The sequence below is a fragment of the Coleofasciculus sp. H7-1 genome (assembly GCF_057473865.1).
Genome location: NZ_JBYCCT010000066.1, coordinates 217050 through 239379, shown reverse-complemented (window position 1 = coordinate 239379; position 22330 = coordinate 217050). Strand labels below are relative to the sequence as shown.

At 47.5% G+C, this 22330-nt stretch carries 16 protein-coding genes and 2 pseudogenes; 7 read left to right on the top strand and 11 right to left on the bottom strand.

Annotated features, from left to right (window positions below):
* Positions 1-25: 25 nt before the first annotated feature.
* A complete protein-coding gene (locus tag AC2VDX_RS17630) occupies positions 26-2035 on the top strand; it encodes an iron uptake porin (RefSeq protein WP_378183861.1) in 2010 nt (669 codons plus the stop codon).
* A 393-nt stretch (positions 2036-2428) separates the two neighbouring features.
* Here AC2VDX_RS17630 and AC2VDX_RS17625 read toward each other — a convergent pair whose 3' ends face one another.
* From AC2VDX_RS17625 to AC2VDX_RS17605, 5 genes are all read right to left on the bottom strand, one after another.
* Positions 2429-2557 carry a hypothetical protein gene (locus AC2VDX_RS17625; protein WP_378183859.1) on the bottom strand — a complete coding sequence of 43 codons (129 nt, stop codon included), beginning with the start codon at positions 2555-2557 and terminating at the stop codon, positions 2429-2431.
* A gap of 15 nt (positions 2558-2572) precedes the next feature.
* The gene (locus AC2VDX_RS17620; protein WP_378183857.1) at positions 2573-3856 is read right to left on the bottom strand and encodes a DUF389 domain-containing protein; all 1284 of its coding nucleotides are present in this window, start codon (positions 3854-3856) and stop codon (positions 2573-2575) included.
* An 83-nt stretch (positions 3857-3939) separates the two neighbouring features.
* Positions 3940-4557 (bottom strand): DUF3611 family protein, encoded by a 618-nt coding sequence (locus AC2VDX_RS17615; protein WP_378183855.1) that lies wholly within the window; start codon positions 4555-4557, stop codon positions 3940-3942.
* Between the two features lie 84 nt (positions 4558-4641).
* On the bottom strand, positions 4642-4809 hold the full coding sequence (locus AC2VDX_RS17610) for a hypothetical protein (protein ID WP_378183853.1): 168 nt from the start codon (positions 4807-4809) through the stop codon (positions 4642-4644).
* Positions 4810-4964: 155 nt separating this feature from the next.
* Complete coding sequence (locus tag AC2VDX_RS17605; RefSeq protein ID WP_378183851.1) at positions 4965-5894, bottom strand: S-layer homology domain-containing protein; 930 nt, start codon at positions 5892-5894, stop codon at positions 4965-4967.
* A 274-nt stretch (positions 5895-6168) separates the two neighbouring features.
* Here AC2VDX_RS17605 and AC2VDX_RS17600 point away from each other — a divergent pair, with 274 nt between their 5' ends.
* A complete protein-coding gene (locus AC2VDX_RS17600) occupies positions 6169-7233 on the top strand; it encodes an AI-2E family transporter (protein WP_378183849.1) in 1065 nt (354 codons plus the stop codon).
* 102 nt (positions 7234-7335) lie between these two features.
* A pseudogene (locus AC2VDX_RS17595) lies at positions 7336-8064 on the top strand (cation:proton antiporter domain-containing protein); the annotation flags it as partial.
* Between the two features lie 84 nt (positions 8065-8148).
* Here AC2VDX_RS17595 and AC2VDX_RS17590 read toward each other — a convergent pair.
* From AC2VDX_RS17590 to AC2VDX_RS17580, 3 genes and pseudogenes are all read right to left on the bottom strand, one after another.
* Positions 8149-8967: pseudogene (locus AC2VDX_RS17590) on the bottom strand (IS5 family transposase).
* A gap of 279 nt (positions 8968-9246) precedes the next feature.
* Complete coding sequence (locus AC2VDX_RS17585) at positions 9247-11052, bottom strand: Rqc2 family fibronectin-binding protein (RefSeq protein WP_378183847.1); 1806 nt, start codon at positions 11050-11052, stop codon at positions 9247-9249.
* Positions 11053-11190: 138 nt separating this feature from the next.
* Complete coding sequence (locus tag AC2VDX_RS17580) at positions 11191-12003, bottom strand: PEP-CTERM sorting domain-containing protein (RefSeq protein WP_378183845.1); 813 nt, start codon at positions 12001-12003, stop codon at positions 11191-11193.
* Positions 12004-12736: 733 nt separating this feature from the next.
* On the opposite strand from AC2VDX_RS17580, the gene remA reads away from it, so the two are divergent.
* The 3 genes from remA to AC2VDX_RS17565 all read left to right on the top strand — a co-directional run bounded on the left by remA (position 12737) and on the right by AC2VDX_RS17565 (position 14539).
* Positions 12737-13003, top strand: a complete 267-nt coding sequence (gene remA, locus AC2VDX_RS17575) for an extracellular matrix/biofilm regulator RemA (protein WP_190413898.1) — start codon at positions 12737-12739, stop codon at positions 13001-13003.
* Positions 13004-13034: 31 nt separating this feature from the next.
* Positions 13035-13598 carry a guanylate kinase gene (gmk, locus tag AC2VDX_RS17570; RefSeq protein ID WP_378184049.1) on the top strand — a complete coding sequence of 188 codons (564 nt, stop codon included), beginning with the start codon at positions 13035-13037 and terminating at the stop codon, positions 13596-13598.
* A gap of 245 nt (positions 13599-13843) precedes the next feature.
* Positions 13844-14539: an SH3 domain-containing protein gene (locus tag AC2VDX_RS17565; protein WP_378183841.1), complete on the top strand. Its 696-nt coding sequence runs from the start codon at positions 13844-13846 to the stop codon at positions 14537-14539.
* A gap of 96 nt (positions 14540-14635) precedes the next feature.
* Here AC2VDX_RS17565 and AC2VDX_RS17560 read toward each other — a convergent pair whose 3' ends face one another.
* Together AC2VDX_RS17560 and AC2VDX_RS17555 are read right to left on the bottom strand one after the other, a co-directional pair.
* The gene (locus AC2VDX_RS17560; protein ID WP_190688212.1) at positions 14636-15007 is read right to left on the bottom strand and encodes a hypothetical protein; all 372 of its coding nucleotides are present in this window, start codon (positions 15005-15007) and stop codon (positions 14636-14638) included.
* A gap of 414 nt (positions 15008-15421) precedes the next feature.
* Entirely contained in the window at positions 15422-17134 is a 1713-nt protein-coding gene (locus AC2VDX_RS17555; RefSeq protein ID WP_378183837.1) for an ABC1 kinase family protein, read from the bottom strand.
* 661 nt (positions 17135-17795) lie between these two features.
* Here AC2VDX_RS17555 and AC2VDX_RS17550 point away from each other — a divergent pair.
* Positions 17796-19073 (top strand): Na/Pi cotransporter family protein, encoded by a 1278-nt coding sequence (locus tag AC2VDX_RS17550; RefSeq protein WP_378183834.1) that lies wholly within the window; start codon positions 17796-17798, stop codon positions 19071-19073.
* Positions 19074-19187: 114 nt separating this feature from the next.
* Here AC2VDX_RS17550 and AC2VDX_RS17545 read toward each other — a convergent pair whose 3' ends face one another.
* Complete coding sequence (locus AC2VDX_RS17545; RefSeq protein WP_378183831.1) at positions 19188-21851, bottom strand: M1 family aminopeptidase; 2664 nt, start codon at positions 21849-21851, stop codon at positions 19188-19190.
* Positions 21852-22330: the final 479 nt, after the last annotated feature.

Below are 22330 nucleotides of genomic sequence, written 5' to 3'. Positions count from 1 at the left end.
ATGGAAAGGGTGTGAGGAGTGAGAAATGAAATTTAAAAGCCTGTGGAATGCGCTGCTGGTAAGCCCAGCCGTGTTCGGTGCAATGCTGGGAATGGATGCTGAAGCATTCGCAACTGCAACCCCAGCGGTGATGGAAGTGAAGGAGAACCCAATAGAGGAAGCGATCGCCCCAACTCCCGCGATCGAGGAGGATAAAGAGGAATCTCAAACGTTACATCAAAAAACTGAAGAATTGGTATCAAATACGGCAGCTACCGACACCGCGCCGATTACCACCCCTTCTGAGCTGATGGAAGCATCTGCTGTCAAGATAGAAACACCAGCATCGGTGGTAATGACGCCGAATCAGTCAACAGTGGCTGATTTAGCTGAAATCCCAGCGATCGCGCCGAGATCGGTGACTGCTGATGCCGACGTTTTAGAACAAATCGATGTTTACAGCAATCCAGAGGGTGCGGATAGTTCCCTGGAACAAGTGACGAATGTTTCCCAACTGCAAGACGTAGAACCGACAGACTGGGCGTATGAAGCGCTGCGATCGCTTGTCGAACGTTACGGTTGTATTGCAGGATATCCCGATGGCACCTTTCGCGGCAACCGGGCACTCAGCCGGTATGAATTTGCCGCCGGATTGAATGCTTGTCTGCAACAAATCGAGAAATTGATTGCTGCCAGTTCGGCAGATTTCGTCACCAAAGCGGATTTAACCACATTACAGCGACTGATTGATGAATTTGGTGCGGAACTGGCGACATTGCGGACGCGGATCGATAATTTAGAAGGTCGCACCGCTTTTCTGGAAAGCCATCAATTTTCTACCACCACCAAACTACAGGGAGAAGCAGTTTTTGCCCTGGCAGGGATTTTCACTGGAGAAGATGCCACTGGCGAAGACATCGACAATGTAACGATTTTTGGTCATCGCACCCGGTTGAATTTTGAAACCAGCTTCACCGGGAAAGACTTACTGAGAACGCGACTGCAAGCGGAAGGACTGGGTTCTCTCACCGAACGCACCCTGACACCAGAAGGCAACTTGTTTTTCTCAGGTGCGACTGACAATGATGTTTTCGTGGATGCGTTTCTTTACGCTTTCCCCCTCGGTGAGAGAACAGAAGTGGTGGTTGCAGCAAATGCAGGTGCGGCGGATGACTTTACCGATACCGTCAACTTCCTTGACGGTGATGGTACCACTGGGGCACTATCTACTTTTGGAACGCGCCCCCCGATTTATTACCTGGCGGAAGGTGCTGGAGTTGGACTAAGGCAGCAGTTGGGCGATCGCTTTGAACTCAGCTTAGGCTATTTAGCGGGTGACGCCGCCAACCCGGAAGAAAATGGTGGTTTGTTCAATGGCCCTTACGGTGCCTTGGCACAGCTACTGATCAAGCCAAGCGATCGCTTGAAGCTGGGTTTGACCTACATTCATTCCTACAACAACAATGACACCGGCACTGGCAGCAATCTCGCTAATTTCCAGGGCGGACTTGCCCGCTTCTTCGATACCGATATTGACGGTAGTTCGGTAGGCGGTGGTATAACTAACTTAGGATTTAGCACCAATCTCCCCTTAGTCAGCAATTCCTACGGTGTGGAGTTATCTTGGCAACTGAGCGATCGCTTTGTTTTGGGTGGCTGGGTTGGCTACACCAACACGCGCAACCTCTCCACCTTAGGAGGACTCATTGATCGTGGCAAAGTTGACATCTGGAACTGGGCTGTCACCCTAGCCTTCCCGGATTTGGGTAAACAAGGCAACTTGGCGGGCATTATCGTTGGCATGGAGCCGAAAGTCACTGGCTCAACCATCGATATCAATCCCGGCGCAGTCGGCGCATTAACCGCAGCAGGCATCCCCATCCCGCCAGTGGGAGAAGATGACGATACTTCACTGCACATTGAAGCCTTCTACCAGTATCAAGTAACGGACAATATCGCCATCACGCCTGGGGTTATCTGGCTCACCGCTCCCGACCACAATAATCGTAACGATGATATTGTGATCGGCACTATCCGCACCACGTTTACATTCTAGTTAATATAGCGTTTCAAGAGTTGGGTAGAATATATCAGGACTTACGCAACATTACCACATCTAGGGGCAACCACAGGGGATTGAACCCCAAAAAACGCTATATGTATAAGCTTTGCGTAAGTCCTGATATTGCGGTTCTAACGTTCAGTAGGGACTTTTTGATTGCCATGCCCCTACAGATGTGTTGCACCCAACCCTTGAATTGCTGTAGTCAGGACTTACGCATATATCACCACATCTGCCACCGCAACCACAAGGGGATTGAACCCGAAAAAACGCTATATGTATAAGCTTTGCGTAAGTCCTGTGTAGTCATTAGACCTCTTGCAAAAATACTTGGCGATGTTCGTAATCGCGGCTACAAAAACGTAGGCGCGTTCATGCCGTCAGGCTTTAGCCTTCAAGGGAGGGTAGTCCGCCTACGCGGGTTTTAAGAGTCCGCGCAGGCGGACTTTGTTTGTGTTGCAGAATCTGCTGTTGCTCGTGTTCTATAGCTTGTTCAGGAGGATCGAATTGCTGCATCAGAACGGTTTAATCCTACGATTTAGCGTCAGGCGCTTCTAGCACAATGACATCAACGAGCGGTGTGGCATTAAAGTCTTTCAATAGGCGACTTTGAAGGGATTGAGTCAGATCAGCCCGAATTTGTTCAGCCGATCGCGTTGCCTCTGTCTGACGCTGCACATACACGACACAGAGCAACGTATTTTGCCCCTGAATGTTAGCTCTGGTAAATCGAACATTTGCCTCGACCAGTTGAACCGAATCATTTTGCTTCACCACCTGCTGCAATTGGGCATTTGCCCGCTGTGCGCGACTCGATCGTTCTAAGTCAGGTGAGCTAGAAAATTGCCAGATCAGTAAACCTGTCAGCACGATCGCACTGATCCCCACCGAGATCGGAAACACGCCGCGCTTGCCCCGCTGATAGCGCGATCCCTGCGTCGAGAGTCCAAACAGGCGAAACACCAAAGCAGCAGACAGGTTAATGCCGCCCAGTTGTAGCAGCAGCAAAAACAGTCCGTTGCTGGCTAAATCCCACCGTCCGATCGCACCTGCCATACCGACGATGCCTGCGGGTGGAGCGAGTGAAGCTGCAACCAGCATTCCAGTTGCGGCTCCCGACACCAAACTGCTGCGATCTGACTGAACTAAAGTCAGTGCTCCCGCCGCTCCCGCCGCCAGCGGAATCAAAACAGAAACCGTAGAAATTTGGCTGCTATCGATCATCAAATTTGTTGGAATCTGCTGCTGAAGTATCCAACTAAGCAAGGCAGTGGTGGCAATCGTGACGCTCAAGGCAGCAAAATAGCGAATGATACTGCGCTGAAGGAGTTGGCGATCGCCCCTCGCGGTTGCCAGTGCCGTATTCATAGCGGGACCAGCAAACGGAGCCAGCAGCATCGCCGCCACTAGCAGGTAAACCGTATTATTATATAAGCCAATCCAAACTATGACCCCAGCGATCGCCGCATAGCTGAGAAATCCTTTCCAAGAGCCGGTACTTTGCAAACCCGACAGAAAAATTTCGAGCGGGCTGCGTTCTTCAACGTTTGTCACCTGATCAGGGGCAGCGTCAGCAGGCGGATGCAAAGCCATGATTCCGGTTGGCAGCAGCGTAAAGCTCAAGTCTGGTACGTCTTCCAGTTTGCCGAGCAGTTCTTCGACTTTGCCATTAGAGATATGAACAAGCACCAAATCCAGCGGTTGCTCAATTCCAGCCGCTTCAAACTGCGCCAAGTTTGTTCCCTCACAGGCTTTGGCAATTTCTAAGACTGTTTTTCCGCATCCCTGCGGCACCTGCACAAGAAGCTGTCTCATCAGCTTTCATCATCTCAACGAAACGTTTTTTAAGGGTTGGAGGATCAAACTATCGGTAAAAGAGATCTAAGCCGATCGATAAATCAACGATGCAGCCATTCAAACACGCTAAGCGAAGCAACAGTGCCAACAAAATGGGCTGTAATTCCGCTCATGTTTGCCATTGCCACCATAATGTCGATCGACCGAATCATGCGAGTCGGGTCATAAATCGCCATGCCTTGGGGTTGAGCAATGGATTTCGATAACAGCACTCCCAGCGTTGCGCCGCCACCCAGAATCGTTAGCAACATGCCAACTAAGCCCGCGATCGCACCCAGACGCAACACGGTCATCACCTCTGCTTTGGTTGGGTGTTTCAGTGTGTCTGCATGACGCAACCGCCTTGCCAATCGCGTTTGCCGAAAGGCAAGGTAAATTCCAGCTAGCAGCGCTAAAATGCCGCAAACTGCCCAAAAAATCCCGACTCCAATTCCTGGAGTTACGCCTTGGTTCACTGGCACTGCAACACCAGGAGTTACACCACTGGGAAGTGCAGTCGCCTGACTAAAATTTCGACCCGCGATCGCAAATACGACCATCAGCAGCGAAATCGCTCCCAAGCCAATTTGTACAGAGAGACCGATCCACCCTGTCAGGCGTAAAACGTTACCCACTTTTTCTAGTTTCGACTCAAGTGATTGTCTTTCAACAGACTGCATATCGGCTCTCCATTAGACTGGCTTTATATTTCGCTGCTAGAGGAATTGTCTAAGCTAATTGTGGGCAGATCGGGCTGAGTTAACCTAACGCTCACGCACCACGTATTGAGCCGCTGCTTGATCCGCAATTGGTGCTGCTTTGCCCTGACTGACTAGTGCCTGATGAATCAAGGCAGCTACTTCACCGCGCGTTGCAGGTCGGGTTGGGTTCAACACCCGTTGATCGGGATATGTACAGAGAGACCGATCCACCCTGTCAGGCGTAAAACGTTACCCACTTTTTCTAGTTTCGACTCAAGTGATTGTCTTTCAACAGACTGCATATCGGCTCTCCATTAGACTGGCTTTATATTTCGCTGCTAGAGGAATCGTCTAAGCTAATTGTGGGCAGCTCGGACTGAGTTAACCTAACGCTCACGCACCACGTATTGAGCCGCTGCTTGATCCGCAATTGGTGCTACTTTGCCCTGACTGACTAGTGCCTGATGAATCAAGGCAGCTACTTCACCGCGCGTTGCAGGTCGGGTTGGGTTCAACACCCGTTGATCGGGATAGTTAACAACAATTCCGGCTGCGGTTGTTGCCGCAACATCATCCACAGCATACTGAGGAATCTGAGCGGCATCCTGGTAGTAGTCGCTTACTGCTAGCGAGACTGGGCGCTGTGAAGTGTTGCTTGCGGTTTGAGGGTTGGCTGCGACAGTTGCTCTAGCTGGCGTTGTCATCAACGGCTGCATCAACGTGGTCATGGCAAGGGGAAACATGAAGGGTCTCATAGCACGCCGACGAGGTGTAGCCTGCGCTGGGGCTGGTGTGGCAGAGGCTGCAACAGGTTTACTATTGTCGGCTGTGGTTGTAGGCAAATTTAGGTTTTGGGCCAGCGAAACCAATACCTCAACCCTGGTGACAGGCTGATTCGGGCGAAACTCTCCACCCGGATACCCTTTCATAAATCCCATTTCATAGGCATCTTCAATCGCTGAGCTTGCCCAATAGCCCTGGGGAATGTCTTTATAAACGCTGCCGCTGGCGATCTGCCGTTCTAGATTCTGAGAGAACGCTTTCTGCAAAATTGCAGCAAATTCGTCGCGAGCGACAGGTTCTTCTGGACGGTATGTGTCGTCAGGATAGCCCGTCACAATGTTGCGCTCTGCTAAGTTTTGAATAAAAGGCTGCGCCCAATAATTTTGTGTGTCAGGAAAGCTGGTATTCGCAGGTGCCGCCGCCATTGCGGAATCAGGGATACCCACAAAATAAGGTGTGATCGCGGCTGTTGCAAGTCCAAATATAAGCAGAGTGCTGCTAAATACCGAATTATATTGAGAATGAAAATTCATCAGCGGTCTTCTTTATTTGTTTGTTAATTCACAAGAAGTTTACTAATTAATCTAATTCGAGTTGTGTACCGTTTGAAGGAGATTAACCACTAAGTACCGCTGTTTGTATATTTTGAGTTGTCACCTATCACTAGATAGATATTTTACAACAACTTCCTTGTAGCAGAAGTTGTGCAAATTAGGTGGTATTAACTGGAGCAACAAAGGTAGAACGTTAGTAGACTGTTTGTTATTGTTAAGCAGTTTTTCTTCTCAGAAAGCGGAAGGCAAAACTTTGACATTAGGACGCTGGGTTGGATTAATTTCGCTGCTCATTTCGCTCTATGTTCTGTGGCAAGTTCGATCGATCGTGCTGCTGTTTTTCATGGCAGTGATCTTTGCCACTGGGCTAAATCGAGTCGTGCGCCAGTTTCAGAAATCTCAACTTAAACGAGGGGTGGCGATCGCGCTGACAGTGGCGATCGCACTCATGATTTTAGGACTGGTTTTAATTTTAGTCGCTACTCGAATTATGGAGCAAGTCGATCAGCTAATTGACCTGATTCCAGGCGCAATTGCCCAGGTTGCAAATCTCAACTACTGGATACAAGAGCAAATTCCAGGTCGAATCATTAACAATCTTCCTAGCTTAAGCGATTTGAGCCTTCAGCTTCAGCGGGTTGCAAACTGGGCAATCATTCACTTTTATCAGATTTTTTCTAACTCTCTATCCCTACTGCTCAACAGTTTATTTCTAACAGTATTAACACTGATGTTATTGGCAAACCCAAAGCAGTATCGCAATCTACTGATTCAAGGATTTCCTGCATTCTATCGCAGACGAGCAGATAGCATTCTCTCAAAGTGTGAGATTGGTTTAGTCAACTATCTGGGTGGAATTGCCCTCAGCATGGCTTTTATTGGCATTGCCTCAACAATAGGATTGCTTGTACTACAGGTTCCCTTGCCATTGGTGAATGGACTGATTGCAGGCATATCAGCGTTTGTTCCCTACCTTGGCGCGATCGCTAGCGTTGTCCCACCTGCCCTATTAGCTTTGTTAGATTCTCCCTGGAAGGCGATCGAAGTTTTGCTGCTATATTTTTTGATTCAGCAAATTGAAGGCAATCTGATCACGCCCATCATCATGAAACACCAAGTGTCTCTATTGCCTGCAACAACCCTTGCTTTGCTGACTGCCTTTGGAACGTTCTTTGGTATTTTGGGATTATTTTTAGGATTACCAATTTTAGTAGTCGCGCAAATCTGGCTTAAAGAGGTGTTAGTGAAAGATATTTTAGATCAATGGACAGTTCCTCGAAAAATAGCTTCAAGTGAATCTGCACAGCATGAACGTTGAACAAATTGCAAACTCCTTTGGATATCAAAACAAAATCGACATAATTCAGCTACGATCGCCCTGGCATCTTTAGCTCAACCGACTTTAGCCAAATTGATTTTAATGGAAGATTCTCTACTGATTACGGTTCTCATTAGCACAACTGTAGTGGTTGGCATTGGTGCTCAGGTTTTAGCCAGATGGCTTCAGATTCCTAGTATTGTCTTACTGCTGCTCTTTGGCATCCTTTTAGGTTCCAGCAGCTTAGGCGTGCTGGAGCCTTCGCTTCTAGGTAGCGGTTTAGAAGTCATCGTTTCTTTAGCGATCGCTCTGATTTTGTTTGAGGGAGGGCTAAGTTTACAGATTCGCGATCTAGGTAGCGTTTCGGTGAGTCTCCGCAATCTCGTGACCATCGGAGTGCTGATGACCTTTCTCGGCGGCGCGATCGCCGCCCATTTCTTGAATGAGTTTCCCTGGTCGATCGCCTTTCTCTACGCCTCCTTAGTAGTAGTCACGGGTCCGACGGTGGTGACTCCTTTGCTGAAGCTGATTGGGGTTGAACAACGAGTCGCAACACTTCTGGAGGGCGAGGGGATTTTGATCGATCCCATTGGTGCGATCGTGGCAGTGATCACCCTCAACATCATTTTGAGTCGTCATGAAGTGCCACTGGTTTTAGTCGGCACGGCAATCCCGTTATTGGTGCTGAAAAGCTTGGGGCTACGGTTAGGCATTGGGATAGCGATCGGGTTAAGTGCAGGTGGTCTACTCAGTCTGCTGCTCAAGCAGTCTAAATCGCTGCCACAAGAATTAAAAAATCTGGTGGTACTAGCAGCAGTGTGGGGCGCTTTTAGCTTGGCACAGGCACTCCGAAGCGAGTCAGGGCTGTTGGTTGCAGTGTTGATGGGCATCAATAGACCTCTTGCACGCAGTCGGTCAGGAAGATTCGATTTGAGAGAGATGAAGCTCATAATTATAGAGAGCAGCAATCAGATTAAAGCGCAAACTAAATCTTTTTCGACGATTTCTATAAGTCAGAGACAAGATTTTAAATATTTTCATCTGGCGATTTACATGCTCAACTAAAACTCTAATTTTGGCTAATTCTTGGTTCCTCTTTTTATCCTCATTACTTAATCTACCTCCTCTGGGTTTTTTCTGGGGAATCCGACTATTATCATGTAATTTTTGAATACCTTGATAACCTTTATCTCCTAAACACTCGATGTTTTCTCTCAACCTCACTTTACTATTTTTAAATATACAGAAATCATGTTCTCTACCCTTACCATGAGCGGTGCAGATGATTTGACCATTCGCTTGGTCTACCACTAATTGTGACTTGAGTGTATGCTGTTTCTTCTTCCCACTGTAGAACTTTTTTTGTTTTTTTTAGGACGTTCAATTGGGCTTTCTGTAACATCCACAATCACTACCTGTAACTGATAATCAGAATTGGCCAGTCTTTTCTTACCAGGAAGAGTAAAAGCTCTGGATTTAACCAGTGTATCTTCTATTTTTCGGATAATTCGGTAAGCTGTAGACTCATTTACTCCCCAAGTTTGGCCAATATGAAAGTAGGTGCGGTATTCTCTCCAATATTCCAATGTCATCAACAATTGGTCTTCTAAGCAAAGTTTCCCTGGTCGTCCTGTTTTTTGTTTGGTTTGATGAAAGCGCTCGCACTATCTCTAGCATCTGGTTAAAAGTCTCTGGACGTACACCACATAAGCGTTTAAAGTCTTCTGGTCTCAGGCTCTTTACTTGTAAAGTAGGTCATCAATGCTACCCAACTCTAACCTACTTGTCCCACGCCTCTGGGACTTTTGCAAGAGGTCTATTGACTATTGACTACTAAAAAAAACCAGCTGATGCGACAGCTGGTTGAACAAAATCTTTATTTTTGTTGTCGTTAATCCGAGGAAATCCAAAGCTGCGCGTTCCCAACCGCCAGCCGTAAGATTTCTTTAATATTTACTGTAACAGAAAATACACATTTTTAGTAAGAAATATTTACATTTTTTTGTAAAATTCTTACTTTAGATAGTTGATTGCTGTTTGAGGACGCCCCCAGATAATGCGCTCCTGCTTATAAATAGCAAGCCCCGGTTTGGCACCCTTGGGTTTGTAGACGTGTTTGGGTTCCGTATAGACAACTGGGACGCGATCGCTTTGTCTGGCGCGGCTATAGTAGGAAATTAAATCGGCGGCAAATTGCAAATCGGCTTCTTCAGGGACAGACCCCGGAGCGACGCGCAGCAACCCATGACTTCCGGGAATCTCCTGGGTGTGAAACCAGAGGTCGTAGTCTCCAGCCATCCGAAAGGTTAGCTGGTCGTTCTGGCGGTTATTGCGCCCAATTAATAACTCAAAGCCGCTGGGCGTCTGGTAACGATAAGGGTGACTTCCCTCCTCGCCCCTACGGCTGCGGTTGTCCGGATCTTCTAGATACCGCTGCTGTATCAGCTCATCGCGGATTTCTAATAGCGTCTGTAAATCTTCTGGGTCGTCGTAAGAATCCATCTGAGTTAGGGTTGCTTCCACTTGCTCCAAGTAGTCTATTTCCGCTTGCACCTCTTTGAGTAACGGTTCAACGGCTGAGCGAGCGCGTTTCAGCTTTTGATTTCGCTTGTAGAGGGATTGGGCATTTTGGACGGCATTTTTTTCAGGGTCTAGGGGAATGGTGACGGGTTTGTCGGTGTCAAAATCATTGAGGTCAATTGACTTCATCCCTGGTTCCCAGTTCTGAAGGTAAGCCATCAGCAAATCTGCCTGTTGCCGATATTGGTCTGCTTGGTCGGATTGCTGCAAGCGTTCCGTAAAGGTAGACGCCTTCAGTCGTAATTTTTCCAGAATATTGTTGAGTTTTTGGCTCAACTGATGATGAATCTGGTTAAATTCCTGTTGATTAAGTCGATCGGTGTAGTAGCGGTTGAGTAATTCTTGGATTGATTCAGCGGGCTTAACGATGCCCCAGCCTAAGACGTTGTATCCTTCGTGTGTCCAGCCTGGATGAAAAACCTCCCCTGTCTCGCCCTTAGCAAGAGGAGTAGAGGACTGGGAGGATTGGCTTTGCCAAATTGCTTGCAGCCATTCTTGCCATCGGAGAAATAATGCGTCCCAGTCGGATTGTTTGAGGCTATCGGTGGATTGCTCTGGATCTAGACTGGCGGTTTGTACCATTGAGACAACCAGCGCTGGACTCAAACCCCGGTAATTTTTCAGCATCTGACGCCGCAGTGCTGCGGGAATTAAACTCAGCCGTTCTTGCCAGCGTTCTTGGGATTCGCTTAAAGTCGGGATGGTCGCAGTGAGGGCGGGTGGAGCTTCGTAGGGCTGTCCGGTAAGGATGGGACGGACGCTAGATTGTTGAGCGTTGACTTGATGGGCGGCGGTGACAATCAGGTTGTCTGCACCTGTAAGAATGACGTTGCTGTATTTGCCCATAATTTCAACGTACAAGTGCCAGATAGCCGGATCTCCAGGGCGTCTGGCAAATTGTAAATCTATCACTCGTTCCCAAGGTGCGATCGCTGAAGGTGTATTCGCGTCAGCGCTACTCGCTTCTATCGCCACCAAAGCAAATCCCCCCAACTGATGCCGTAACTGGTCGCTGAAGGTAAATGTATCTGGCGTGCGGGGGGGCGGATCTCCAATGCAAACACGCGCCGCTTGCGGATGCCAAGAAACTGAGAGCCAACTCCGCCGCTTCAGGGTTCGCAGGGCTATAGCAATTGTAAAGCGATCGCGCTGATAAACTTGTTCCAGCCGCGCCGGTATCCACTCAGCACGCAGCTCAGAACAAGTGGCAGTTAAGGTAGTAAAGTCAACGAGTTGCACGCGCGATCGGTATTTTTTGTAAAGATTTCGAGGAACACTCTGTTTCTATCCTCTCAGTTTCAGGCTACTTCCGACAAAAAAACGCACAAAGCTATTTTAAAGGAGCCTTCTGCGTTGATGAGTATGACCCGTTTCTGTTTAGACAGATTGGCGACGGCGACGAGTTTTTAAGCCGAGTGCGATCGCTCCCAAAGTCAATCCTAGCGTCGCACTGGGTTCTGGAACGCTCTGTTGGTTTTTCCAGTCATCGGTCGTCCCAACTTTGATTTGGTAGGCGAGATTGGATTGGGTGGGGGTTTTTCCCGTCCAACTCATAATTGAATTACCTGTAAGGCTGAAACTACCCGATACGTCGCCGATCCGAAGATATTGCACTCCTCCCTTCACATCCTCAAAAATATTGCCGTTGGCATCCTTAGACCAGGTTGTGCAATTAGGACTCAGGGTACATGAAACGCTAGAAGTTTCGGCGATGGACTTCGTACCCGACACATCCTTCAGCAATAAGTCTTTGACCGTCATGCTGCTATTAGTGTTATTTGCTCTAGTGCGGACGAAGATATCTGTGACGCCTTGAGTAAATTTCGATGTGTAATCGTAGGCTAAAGTTTGGTTTCCGACCTTGTAGGTAACTATCTTTGTAAGCGCGTCGTAAGCCAGAGTGAAAGCATCCACTCTTCCGCTTTGCCAGTAATTTGAACCTGTCAATTCCTGTTGTTGCTGCACTGCAAAATTAGTGCTTCCAGTATCATCGTGAAGGTCGAGTTCGTAAGTGCTGTTATTGCTACTGCCAATCCGACCCTCGGCAACAAACAACAAATCTACATTTAAATCTTTAAATGCTTGATCGGTTTCTAAATAACTTAAAGAAATCGCTTTTGCGTTCGCGGGAGCCGATAATATCCCTAAAGTTACAACGAATAATCCGATAAGTGTTTTACGAGTATCCATTTTTTATTCCTTAGTTTTGGTAAAGTGAAGCACGGTATGTCAGGATTACTCTTTACTTCCACCGCTTGCCGTGCTTTTGTCGGCGCTACTTTTTTAGCATAAATTACTCACGCCAATAATCGCTACTAAAAGTAGCCTACTTTACGGAAACTTTATCGCTAGAATTCGTATTTTGAAGTTATGAAAAAAGGCTAGATGCAACTATTCTTTTTTTGAGAATTGGAGAGGGAAAAAGAATTTGTCTCAATAAAAACACGGTGATTAATTTAAAAAAATGCAGGAAAAGCAGATTAATTGTAATTCTACGGATAAGCGCTCTATGTAAAATCTCGTAAATAATTGCAACCATCCATCCTCTCGTACTATTTGATTTTTATATGGATACAAAGAAATACTCCCCACCACCTGAACCAGGAGGGATTCCACGGATATCAGATAAGCGATCGCGTCGCTCAACTTGTTCCATCCACGCTGGTATCTATTTTGCATCTAGTTCACAACCAGCGCCGAGAGGGATGAATTAAGCCGAATTTGTGCGATTGCGGGTCAAAGTGGTTGCAAAACCTGCCTCTGTCTTTCGGAATAGATAATAGGGGTAAAAGGGAAAAAAAAGCAGCGATCCCTTAAAAACGCGAGTTTTTGTGGATTTTAGGCTTGTAAGTCAAAATTTTTGTAGATAACATGGAAACTAGACTTAAATAAGCTTTTTAGGCGGTTATGCCGCTAGTTTTTTATGGACATTCAGTTAATCAATATCGGTTTTGGTAACATCGTGTCTGCAAACCGAGTGGTTGCCATTGTCAGTCCAGAATCTGCGCCCATTAAACGGATTATCACCGATGCCAGAGATAGAGGGCAGTTGATTGATGCCACCTATGGGCGTCGCACTCGTGCGGTGATTATTACCGATTCGAGCCACATCATTCTCTCCGCCATTCAGCCTGAAACTGTTGCCCATCGCTTTGTGATTGGCAAAGACGTGAATGCCAGTAACAATTAAGGCAATAGGCATTTTCACGGGTGACACGAGCATGAAAACTGGCAGACTGATTGTTTTGACTGGGCCAAGTGGCGTGGGCAAAGGTACATTACTGCGATCGCTCTTGAAGCGTCATCCGGAACTGTATTTTTCTATATCCGCGACGACTCGCGCCCCCCGTCCAGACGAAATTGAGGGAAAACACTATTATTTTGTCAGCCGCAACCAGTTTGAGCAAATGGTGGAAGCAGGTGAATTACTGGAGTGGGCTGAGTTTGCTGGTAACTGTTACGGCACCCTACGACGACAAGTGGAGGAGCAAATCCAGCAGGGTCAGTGGGTCATTTTAGAAATTGAACTAGAAGGGGCGCGGCAGATCAGACAAAATTTCCCCAGCGCACTACAGATTTTTATCCTACCGCCTTCCGTCAGCGAACTGGAAAATCGCATCCGAGGTCGCGGGCAAGATTCAGAGGTAGCGATCGCGCGACGGCTTAACCATGCCCAAGCAGAAATTGCTGCGGCGAGTGAATTTGACATTCAAATCATTAACGACGATCTGGAAAAAGCCCTGAATCGGATCGAAGCCGCTATCTTCACACCGGCAAGCTGTTGAATTTTCTACCGCTTTAAGTAGCAAAGGCGATCGCTTTGCACTTCTCGCTTTCTAGAGCCGGAAAGTGGGAATAAAGATAAAAATAAGGATCAAAAAGTTCCCGCTCAACTTCTAAATCCACCTTTAGATAGATATGTAATTTTCGATTGTGGGCAAGTCCGAAAAATCAGTTTGCAGCACTGTGTTTAATAACATGCGGAAGGAAAAAGACCTTCACAGACTGATTGAAAGGAAAAAGAACTGCTATGCGCCTCGGATCTCTTAAAGTAATTGGTGGATGTGCAACAACTGTTACGCTACTAGCCCTTGCAGTAGGTTTGTCCGTTCCCAAAAATTTAGCTGAACCTTCTCAGGATGGTAACAAATTTGCTCCCAGAACTGTCGCACCAGAACAGGCGGGAGGTGTTACTGAAGCTCAAACAGCCCGCGAAGCGATAAAAGCCAGAGTTGGTACTGCCAATGCTCTCGGTGCAAGTGTAGCTGGCACAGCGACGGATGATGGTCGGGTTTATAACGTCCTGAGTACCGTGAACATTCGCTCTTGTCCCAGTACCAGCTGCCGTATCCTCCGCGTCGCTAGACCAGGAGCCGATGTTCTCAACGATCCTAGCGGAGGCACTCAGCAAGGCAATGGTTATACTTGGATTCGCGTGACTTACGGATTCAGTTCTACCAATGCTTGTGAAAGTAATCGCTCTCAAGGATGGATGATAATTAATCCTCTCGCCCCTGGAAAGGTTCGCGTTACAAAAGGACCGTTAAACATTCGGTCATCGCCATGTTCGGGTCGCATTATTAAAACTTTACCAACTGGCACAGCTCTAGACTTCCATCCAGACCAAAACCAATGGAGCAACAAGTGGTATAAAGTTGTTGTTCCTGGGGCGACACCGGGACCTTTGGGCTATGTTGATGGTTGGGACTTCGCGGATGTCTACTAATATCGTTTCAGAATAATCGCTATCTAATCTAAAAGATGTAGGCTGAGCAACTGCTCAGCCTACATCTTTTAAATAGCAAAGCGAATCGCTAATCGCTTATTCCCAAGCATCTAAATCAAGTGCGCGGGAGCCACCGCGTTCTAGCTGACCTAAAAGGCTTTTGAGTTGCGACCAAACTAACAAGCCAATAAATAGGGTGAGTGGCATCGAAGTCCCAAAAGACAGCCATCCGGGAAAGCCAAAAATCTCTAATCCAGCTACTAGAAATAGACAGATTCCGCCACAAATTCCCAGGAATGGCAGCTGTAATTGTATCCCTTGCATCTGAGCCAAAGTCCGGGTAGAGCGGTTCTTTGACCATTCCCGCACTTGCTGTTTGAGGGTGGCTTCAAAGGCAAGCCCACAGGTTATTCCAGCAAACAAACCGAAAACGAGTAAAAAATACGGCGGATCTGGAAAATAGTACACTAAAAACTCCTAATGGATAACGGGTAACAGGTAAATGGGTAACGGGTAATCGGTAATGGAAGATTTACCAATTACCGCCATGTGCAACTTTTTCTTAGCCCCCAATTTATCAGGACTTACGCAACTTGCGCGACATCTGGGGCAACCACAGGGGGATTGAACCCGAAAAAACACTATCAGGACTTACGCAACAGCACCACATTTGGGGGCAACCACAGGGGGATTGAACCGACAAGAATGCTATATGTATAAGCTTTGCGTAAGTCCTGTTTATCAGGGGTTAGGGGGAGCGAAATGTCAAGGAAATTTTGTCATATCCCCCAATCCCCCCATTAATTGGAGGGAGAACTACAGAAAGTTGCACGCAGCGCCAATTACCAATTACCCATTATCGATTCTCTAAGACCCAACACTCTATTCTCTCTCCTGAAAGGCAGCAAGTGTGGCAAAAGAAGGTAATAGTGCTGCGACTCCTTCAGTGGAGAGTTCCGTCAAGGCTCCCAGCGCTACATTAAACAACCGTGACGGTTTCAGGTCATCTTTAACTAGATTCCATAGGCGTCGCACTTCTTCGGTATGAAGTCGGTCATCTTCTGTTAAGGCGATTAGGACTTGGCGTCGCAGAAACTGTCCTTCTTCAGAGAGGAGAAACTGTAAACCCAGTTGAGCTGTGGGCAACAGATCGAAGTTATCATCTGAGCGAGCGATCGCAATCATGTTCTCTAACCGCTGCCATTGGAATTTGCCGTCTTTGAACAAGACTTCAATCAAACGCCGCCGCATTTCTGGGGATTCGCCAGTCAGCAGACGCCGCGCCACGTAGGGATAGGCAACTTCGACAATTTTAAAATCGGGATTCAGACTCAGAGCCAATCCCTCTTGTGTCACCAGGGAACGAATAATTAAGGCAAACTTTGCCGGAATTCGGAACGGATAGTCATACATCAGTTCCGAGAACTTATCTGTAATTGTCTTAAAGTTAAAGTCCTGTACACTTTCGCCGATGACATCACCCAGCACGCTTTCTAGCGCCGGAATGATCGGAACAATATCCGTTTCTGGCGTCAAAAAGCCCAGTTTAACAAAGTCTTTGGCTAACTCAATATAGTCTTTGTTAATCAGGTGAACTACGGCACTGACGAGGGTTTCTTTGGTATTCTCCTCCATCTGATCCATCATGCCGAAGTCTATGTAAGCCATGCGACCATCTGGCATGGCAAACAAGTTACCCGGATGGGGGTCAGCATGGAAAAAGCCGTGTTCCAATAGCTGCCGTAGACCGGCTGTGACACCAATCTCGATCAATGTATCGGTTTCCAGACCGGCTGCTTTAATGCGCTCGGTATCGTTCAGCTTGAAGCCGTTAATCCACTCTAAAGTCAGAACGCGGGTGTTGGTGTAGCGCCAGTAGATGGCTGGGACTTTAACGCTGGGGTCGTCGCGGAAATTAGTGGCAAATTTTTCGGCGTTCCGTCCTTCGTTGAGGTAGTCAATTTCTTCAAATAACTTGCAACCGAATTCATCCACGATCAGAGTCAGGTTATGCCCTAAATTCAGCGGAAGCCAAGGACTCAGCCAAGCAGCCATCCACCGCATTAAGTAAAGGTCGAGGGTGATGGTTGGTAGCAAGTTGGGGCGTTGCACTTTGACGGCGACTTCTTCGCCGGTGTGGAGACGCGCTCGATAAACTTGACCCAGACTGGCGGCGGCAACTGGTTCTGGGGATATTTCTCTATATATCTCTTCTACTGAGCGTTCTAGCTCGGTTTCAATGATATTAAATGCGATCGCATTATCAAATGACGGCAGTTGGTCTTGTAATTTGACGAGTTCTTCTAAAAAGTCTTTCCGTACTAAGTCGGGTCGTGTGGAGAGAGCTTGACCGACTTTAATAAAGGTTGGACCAAGGCGAGTGAGAATTTCCCGCAGCTGGGTGGCGCGTTTCTCCCGATTCTTCCATTCCTGGTTCAGCCAATCGTCCCACTTCAAGCCAAGAACAAACCCTACAAATAACCAGATAATTTTGATGGCTCGCCAGAGAACTCGCCAGGGACGATAGCGGAAGTACTGGGCGATCGCTTCGGGATCGTAGCGCCGAGACTGGAAAGTGAGGGAGTACCGATTCACGCTTGTGCTTGCCTCTTTTAACCTAATTTAATTCGCAATTAGCGGCTTCTAGTAGTATTCAAGCCACTATTTAACTTGATCAATCGAATAACACTAATTTCCAGGGATTTCGACCGCATTCTTTCGTAACTTTACTCATTGATTTTTACCAGCTTTTTAACGTTTTATTAACTATAGTATACAAAACTACAGACACTTGCGGGGATCGCCTATCTGCTCTAAGAGATAAAAAAGTTCCCTCGCTCCCCATTTTTTTCTCTGTCAAGGTTCTATGACAAAATCGCTAAAGTCTCCTGCCAGCAAAAAAAGCAGTTAGTAATTCTTCTTAAGGAAGAAATTAAATTAATCTTAAGTATATTTTAAATTTTGAATAAATAGTGTATATGAGCCGTGAATCTCCCTCTGAGGAGGTAAGCACAGTAGGGGAGAGACATAGAAAATTTTTAGTGTCTGCCCAGCAGAGCGACAATGCTGTTTTGAGCCTAGACGCTTTGGCAAGGTAGCCAAAGCGCAGCGCCAGCCCGGTAGCGAGTTTTATTAGTATCAATTTGGTTTAGGTCAGCATGACGAGTGCTATGGCTCTGCCTTGCCATGAGCGTTTACTCCGCCCGTAGCGGTGATGTTTGAGAACTTGTCTTGGCGTTATTTTGAGGGGTCATTCATGTCGTTTTCAAAAAATTCAAAGAAAAAAATACTCAAGTTGTTAGGTTTGAGCCTTGTAGTGACAGCTTTGATTATTAGTCCTTCCCTACCAGGAAACAATTTCCACTTATTTAACACACCCGTTTTAGAAGTCAGTGTCAACGCTCAGCCTCCTGCTGGGACTGATGCGGCACAACCGGGTAAGAGTGACACAGCTCAGAATCCTGCTTCCTCGGAAGGCGAAGAAAAGGGAAAAAGAGACAAGGCTGAGAGTGCTTCGTCTGAAGGAGAAAAAAAAGGAAAGATCGATATTTTCAAAATTGTCATGGGTGTGCTAGCGGGTCTGGTGCTGTTCTTGTATGGTGTGACCAGACTAGCTGAGGGACTCGAAGCGATCGCCGGCGATCGCGCAAAAAATCTCATCGACAAGTTCACCAGTAATCGCTTTGCCGCAGTGGCAACTGGCACGGTGGCGACAACCATCTTAGATTCGTCGTCGGTCACGATCATCATGACGATCGCGATGGTGAGTGCTGGGTTGCTGACGTTCGTGCAGTCTCTCGGCATCGTTCTGGGTTCCAACATCGGGACGACCATCGGCGCTGAACTGATCGCTTTTAAGATTAACGAATATGCACCTATCGCCCTGTTCCTTGGTTTCTTGTTGCATTTTTTGGGTAAAACAGACCGCTGGAAGAACATCGGTTTAATCCTGTTGGGGGTAGGCTTGCTCTTCTTCGGTCTAGACACGATTGACGAGGCGATGAAACCGTTCCGCGACTACCAACCCTTTATTGATTGGATGAGAACCTTAGGGGAAAACCCGCTGCTGGGTGCTTTAGTTGGGGCGCTGTTTACCGTCTTGATTCAATCCTCTTCCGCCACAGTAGCGATTATCATTACGCTGGCAGCTTCTGGCTTGATCTCATTGCCCGCAGGCGTTGCCTTGATGCTGGGGGCGGAAGTTGGCACCTGCGCTGACACGCTGGTAGCGACGATTGGGCGATCGCGCGAAGCTTTGCGGACGGGTGTCTTTCATTTGGTTTTCAATGTGATAACCGCCGCCGTGGGGATCTTATTTGCGGCTCAATTAGCAGGTCTCGCCCAGTGGATTTCTGGGGGGGCTGATGTTGCCCGCCAAATTGCCAATGCTCAGGTGATATTCAACGTGCTGGGCGTGGTGTTGGTTATCGGGTTTCTGCCGTTAATTGCTCGTGGATTGGAAATGCTAATTCCCGGCGAGAAATCGAATCGGCAACTCGAAGCGGAGCCTCAAAAGGAACAAACTAAAGTGTAGAGAGGTAATACTGATTGGTTCTCTCCCCAACCCCTCTCCTGCAAGGAAAGGAAAGCTGAGTTTTCCTTTTAGGGAAGGAGGTTGGGGGAGTCTGCGTGATGCGATCGCTATTGGTTAGCTAGCTTCTGTGGTGCTGGACTTAGCTTCTAGGTTTTCCAAGCGGCTTTTGAGTTCCTGGTTTTGCTTCTTGATCTGGTCGAGTTCGTCTCGCAGTTGCTTGATCGCTTGATCCGATCCAACATTTTTTTGCACCCGCCCAATTGCTTCCTCAGCGATACGACGGACTCGCCCATCGGGGGTTTGGTCGGCAAGACTTCGCAAAATCCCAATAGCTTTGGGTGTCTCCATTTGCCCCAGCGCGATCGCTACTGATACTTGGGTTAAGAAAAATGTCTCTTTAGAGAGTTCTGCAAGTTGTTCGAGAATTCGTTCCAGGTTGACATTATTCTGACCCGCTGAAATGCTTCCCAAGGCGCGAATCGCTGCTAGACGTAACGCTTGCGGGACACCTTGGGCGGTGTATTCCAGAATCAGATCCAGCGCTTGGGGTGAAGTTTTGAGTTGAGACAAACCAGCGATCGCGCCAGTTCTCACAACCTCGTTCCAACCAGCCTTTTCTTTGAGTACCATTTGCAGCAGCTTCAGCACTTTCTCTTCTTTGGGCTTTTCGTCCAGATTTGCCGCCCCAATTCCGCCAATCGCATTAACAGCTGCTGACTCCACATAGTAGCTGGCGTCGCCGTCTTCTACCAATGGTTTCAGTGCTTTGTAGCTGTCGTGGGTTTTAATCGTTCCCAGTGCTTGCACCACTGCACGACGCACTAAGGCTTCTTTATCTTTTAGACCCGCAACTAGACCGTCAAACGCTTGATCGAGTTTAACTTCTGCCAACTGTTTGGCAACTTCCGCCCGAACACCCCAGAAAGAATCGTTCTTGAGAGCAAAAGAAAGCGCTTTTACTACCTCCAATCCGCCTTTTTTCGCCAACGCCTCAGCCGCATAGATGCGGGAGACGGGATCGGGATCGGATTGCAGTTGGGCTTTGAGTTCCTGAACTGGGTACTCTAAGGACACCGTTTTTAGGAAATTATTCCCGATGTCAAAGCTAATAAAATGGGGTTTTTCTGCGAGGGGGAAGTAAAAGCTTTGTTCCCGTTCGTGAACTCTCACCGTGAAAGTTTTGAAATTGACGGTGGAGGATTGTTCAGGCGAGGAATCTCGCGTCTCTACACGATCCTCGTTAGAGGAATTTCCTGGGACATAGCTAAAAGCGATGGGAATTTTTAGGTCAAATAAATCGCTACGGCTGCCGTTAGTGTCGCTGGTGGCTTGAGTTTGAGTAACGGTAACTTTAGCCAACTTGCTATCAGTATCCCAGGAATAAGCAACTTTGAAATCTGGATGACCGCCGCGATAAACGTACTGGTCAAATAAAAATAGTAGGTTGCGACCCGTCGCTTTTTCAATTGCTCGTAGCAGGTCAACGGTTTCGACTGTTTTATGGGCGTTATCCTGAACAAACGTGTGGATTGCTTTAAAAAATAGCTCGTCTCCCAACTCCGCCCGAATCATGTGATAGACACAAGCACCTTTTTCATAGAGGTGGCGGTCATACAGTTCAATCGCCTCGCGGTAGACGTGAGTAACAATCGGGCGACGGTAACGGCTGCTGTCTTCTACAAGGTAGCTACGAGCTTCATTGAGCAGGTAATAGGCTGCATCTTGCGAACCATACTCTTGTTGTGTCCACAGCACTTCTGAGTAAGAAGCCATACCTTCTTTAATCCAAGCATGAGACCAGTGCTTGATGACGACTAAATCTCCAAACCACTGGTGGGCGAGTTCGTGAGCCACTAAGCTTTCAGTGGTACGGTTATCTAGAGACGCCCGTTTATCCAGCAAGCAGCGGTCGGTTAGCAGCGTGGTGGAGGTGTTTTCCATGCCGCCAAAGATGAAGTCATCGACGCAAACTTGGGCGTATTTGGGATAGGGGTAGGGATAACCAAATTTTTCGCTGAAAAATTCAATCATTTCGGGCGTTTTGCCCATACTGCGGCGGGCGTCTTCTTCTCTGCCCTTATCTACATAGTAGGTGACGGGTTTGCCGTTCCACTCATCTTGAATTTCGGCAAAGTCACCCACCGCGAGAGTCATCAGGTAGGTGGGATGAACTTGCTCTTGTAACCAGTGATAAGTTTTGTAGTGGCTATCTTCCTCTGTTTTGATTAGCACTCCGTTGGAGATGGCGATCAAGAGTTTGGGAACTTTGACCCGAATTTCTGAAGTAGCTAACTGTCCGGGATAGTCGAAGCAGGGGAACCAGAAGCGGGAGTCTTCATCTTCTCCCTGCGTCCAAACTTGAACGGGTTTGTCGGGATAGTGTTTATTGGGGGAAATAAAGTAGATACCGCGCTGGGGTTTTTCCACCGAGTAGGCGATCGCTATCTCGATCGTCTTCCCCATCTGAGTGGGTGTCTGCATCTGGATGTGCAGTTGTTCGCCATCATAGTCAAAGCTTTGCGGCGTCTCATCAACCTGCACTGACTGAATATTTAGGTTGACGGCATCTAAGGTTAAACGGTCAATCCCACTCCGCACCGGCAATAAGGTAATGGCACAATTACCTCCGACGGTTTGGTTAGGAATATCCAGGGCTAAATCTAGGAAAATATGCTCGACTTGTCCGGGTCGATCTGGGTTGTAGTGGGGACGGGCACCGGGCAGTTCAAAGGATTTGTGACCGTTATTTTCTGAATCAAAATAAGTCTGCAACTTCATGGTGAGATTGACCTGTAAGACTCCGAAGTATAGCCGAGAATAAGGGCTAAGGAGGTTATCTCTTTAGGTTAACGCCTCCGGTCTGAGTGTACTTGTAAGCACGGCGACGCACGGGGTATCCCATTTGTAGCGAACCTCCAGATGCTTTGTCACTTCAGGCGCGATGATTTTCAAGCTTAACTTAGCGTTGTGTCTACTTGCGCTCTCAAAAAAGTGCGGGAGCATCCCGATGCCAGCAAATATACGCCCACAGGCTAGAAGAACGAAGCCTGACGAAGGCAGGCTTTGTATGTTTAGCCGCGAATGCGAGTCGTCGGACATTTTTACTTTGCGGAGTTTATCAGCGGGCGATTTTTTATTTAAACTTCATATTCTGCTTTGCGGAGTTTATCCAAATCAGGTTGAAGTCTTCCGATAACAATCCTTTTAGTAGGAATCTTGACTAAGCAAAATTACTAATTCTCCTTACAGGGATTCCT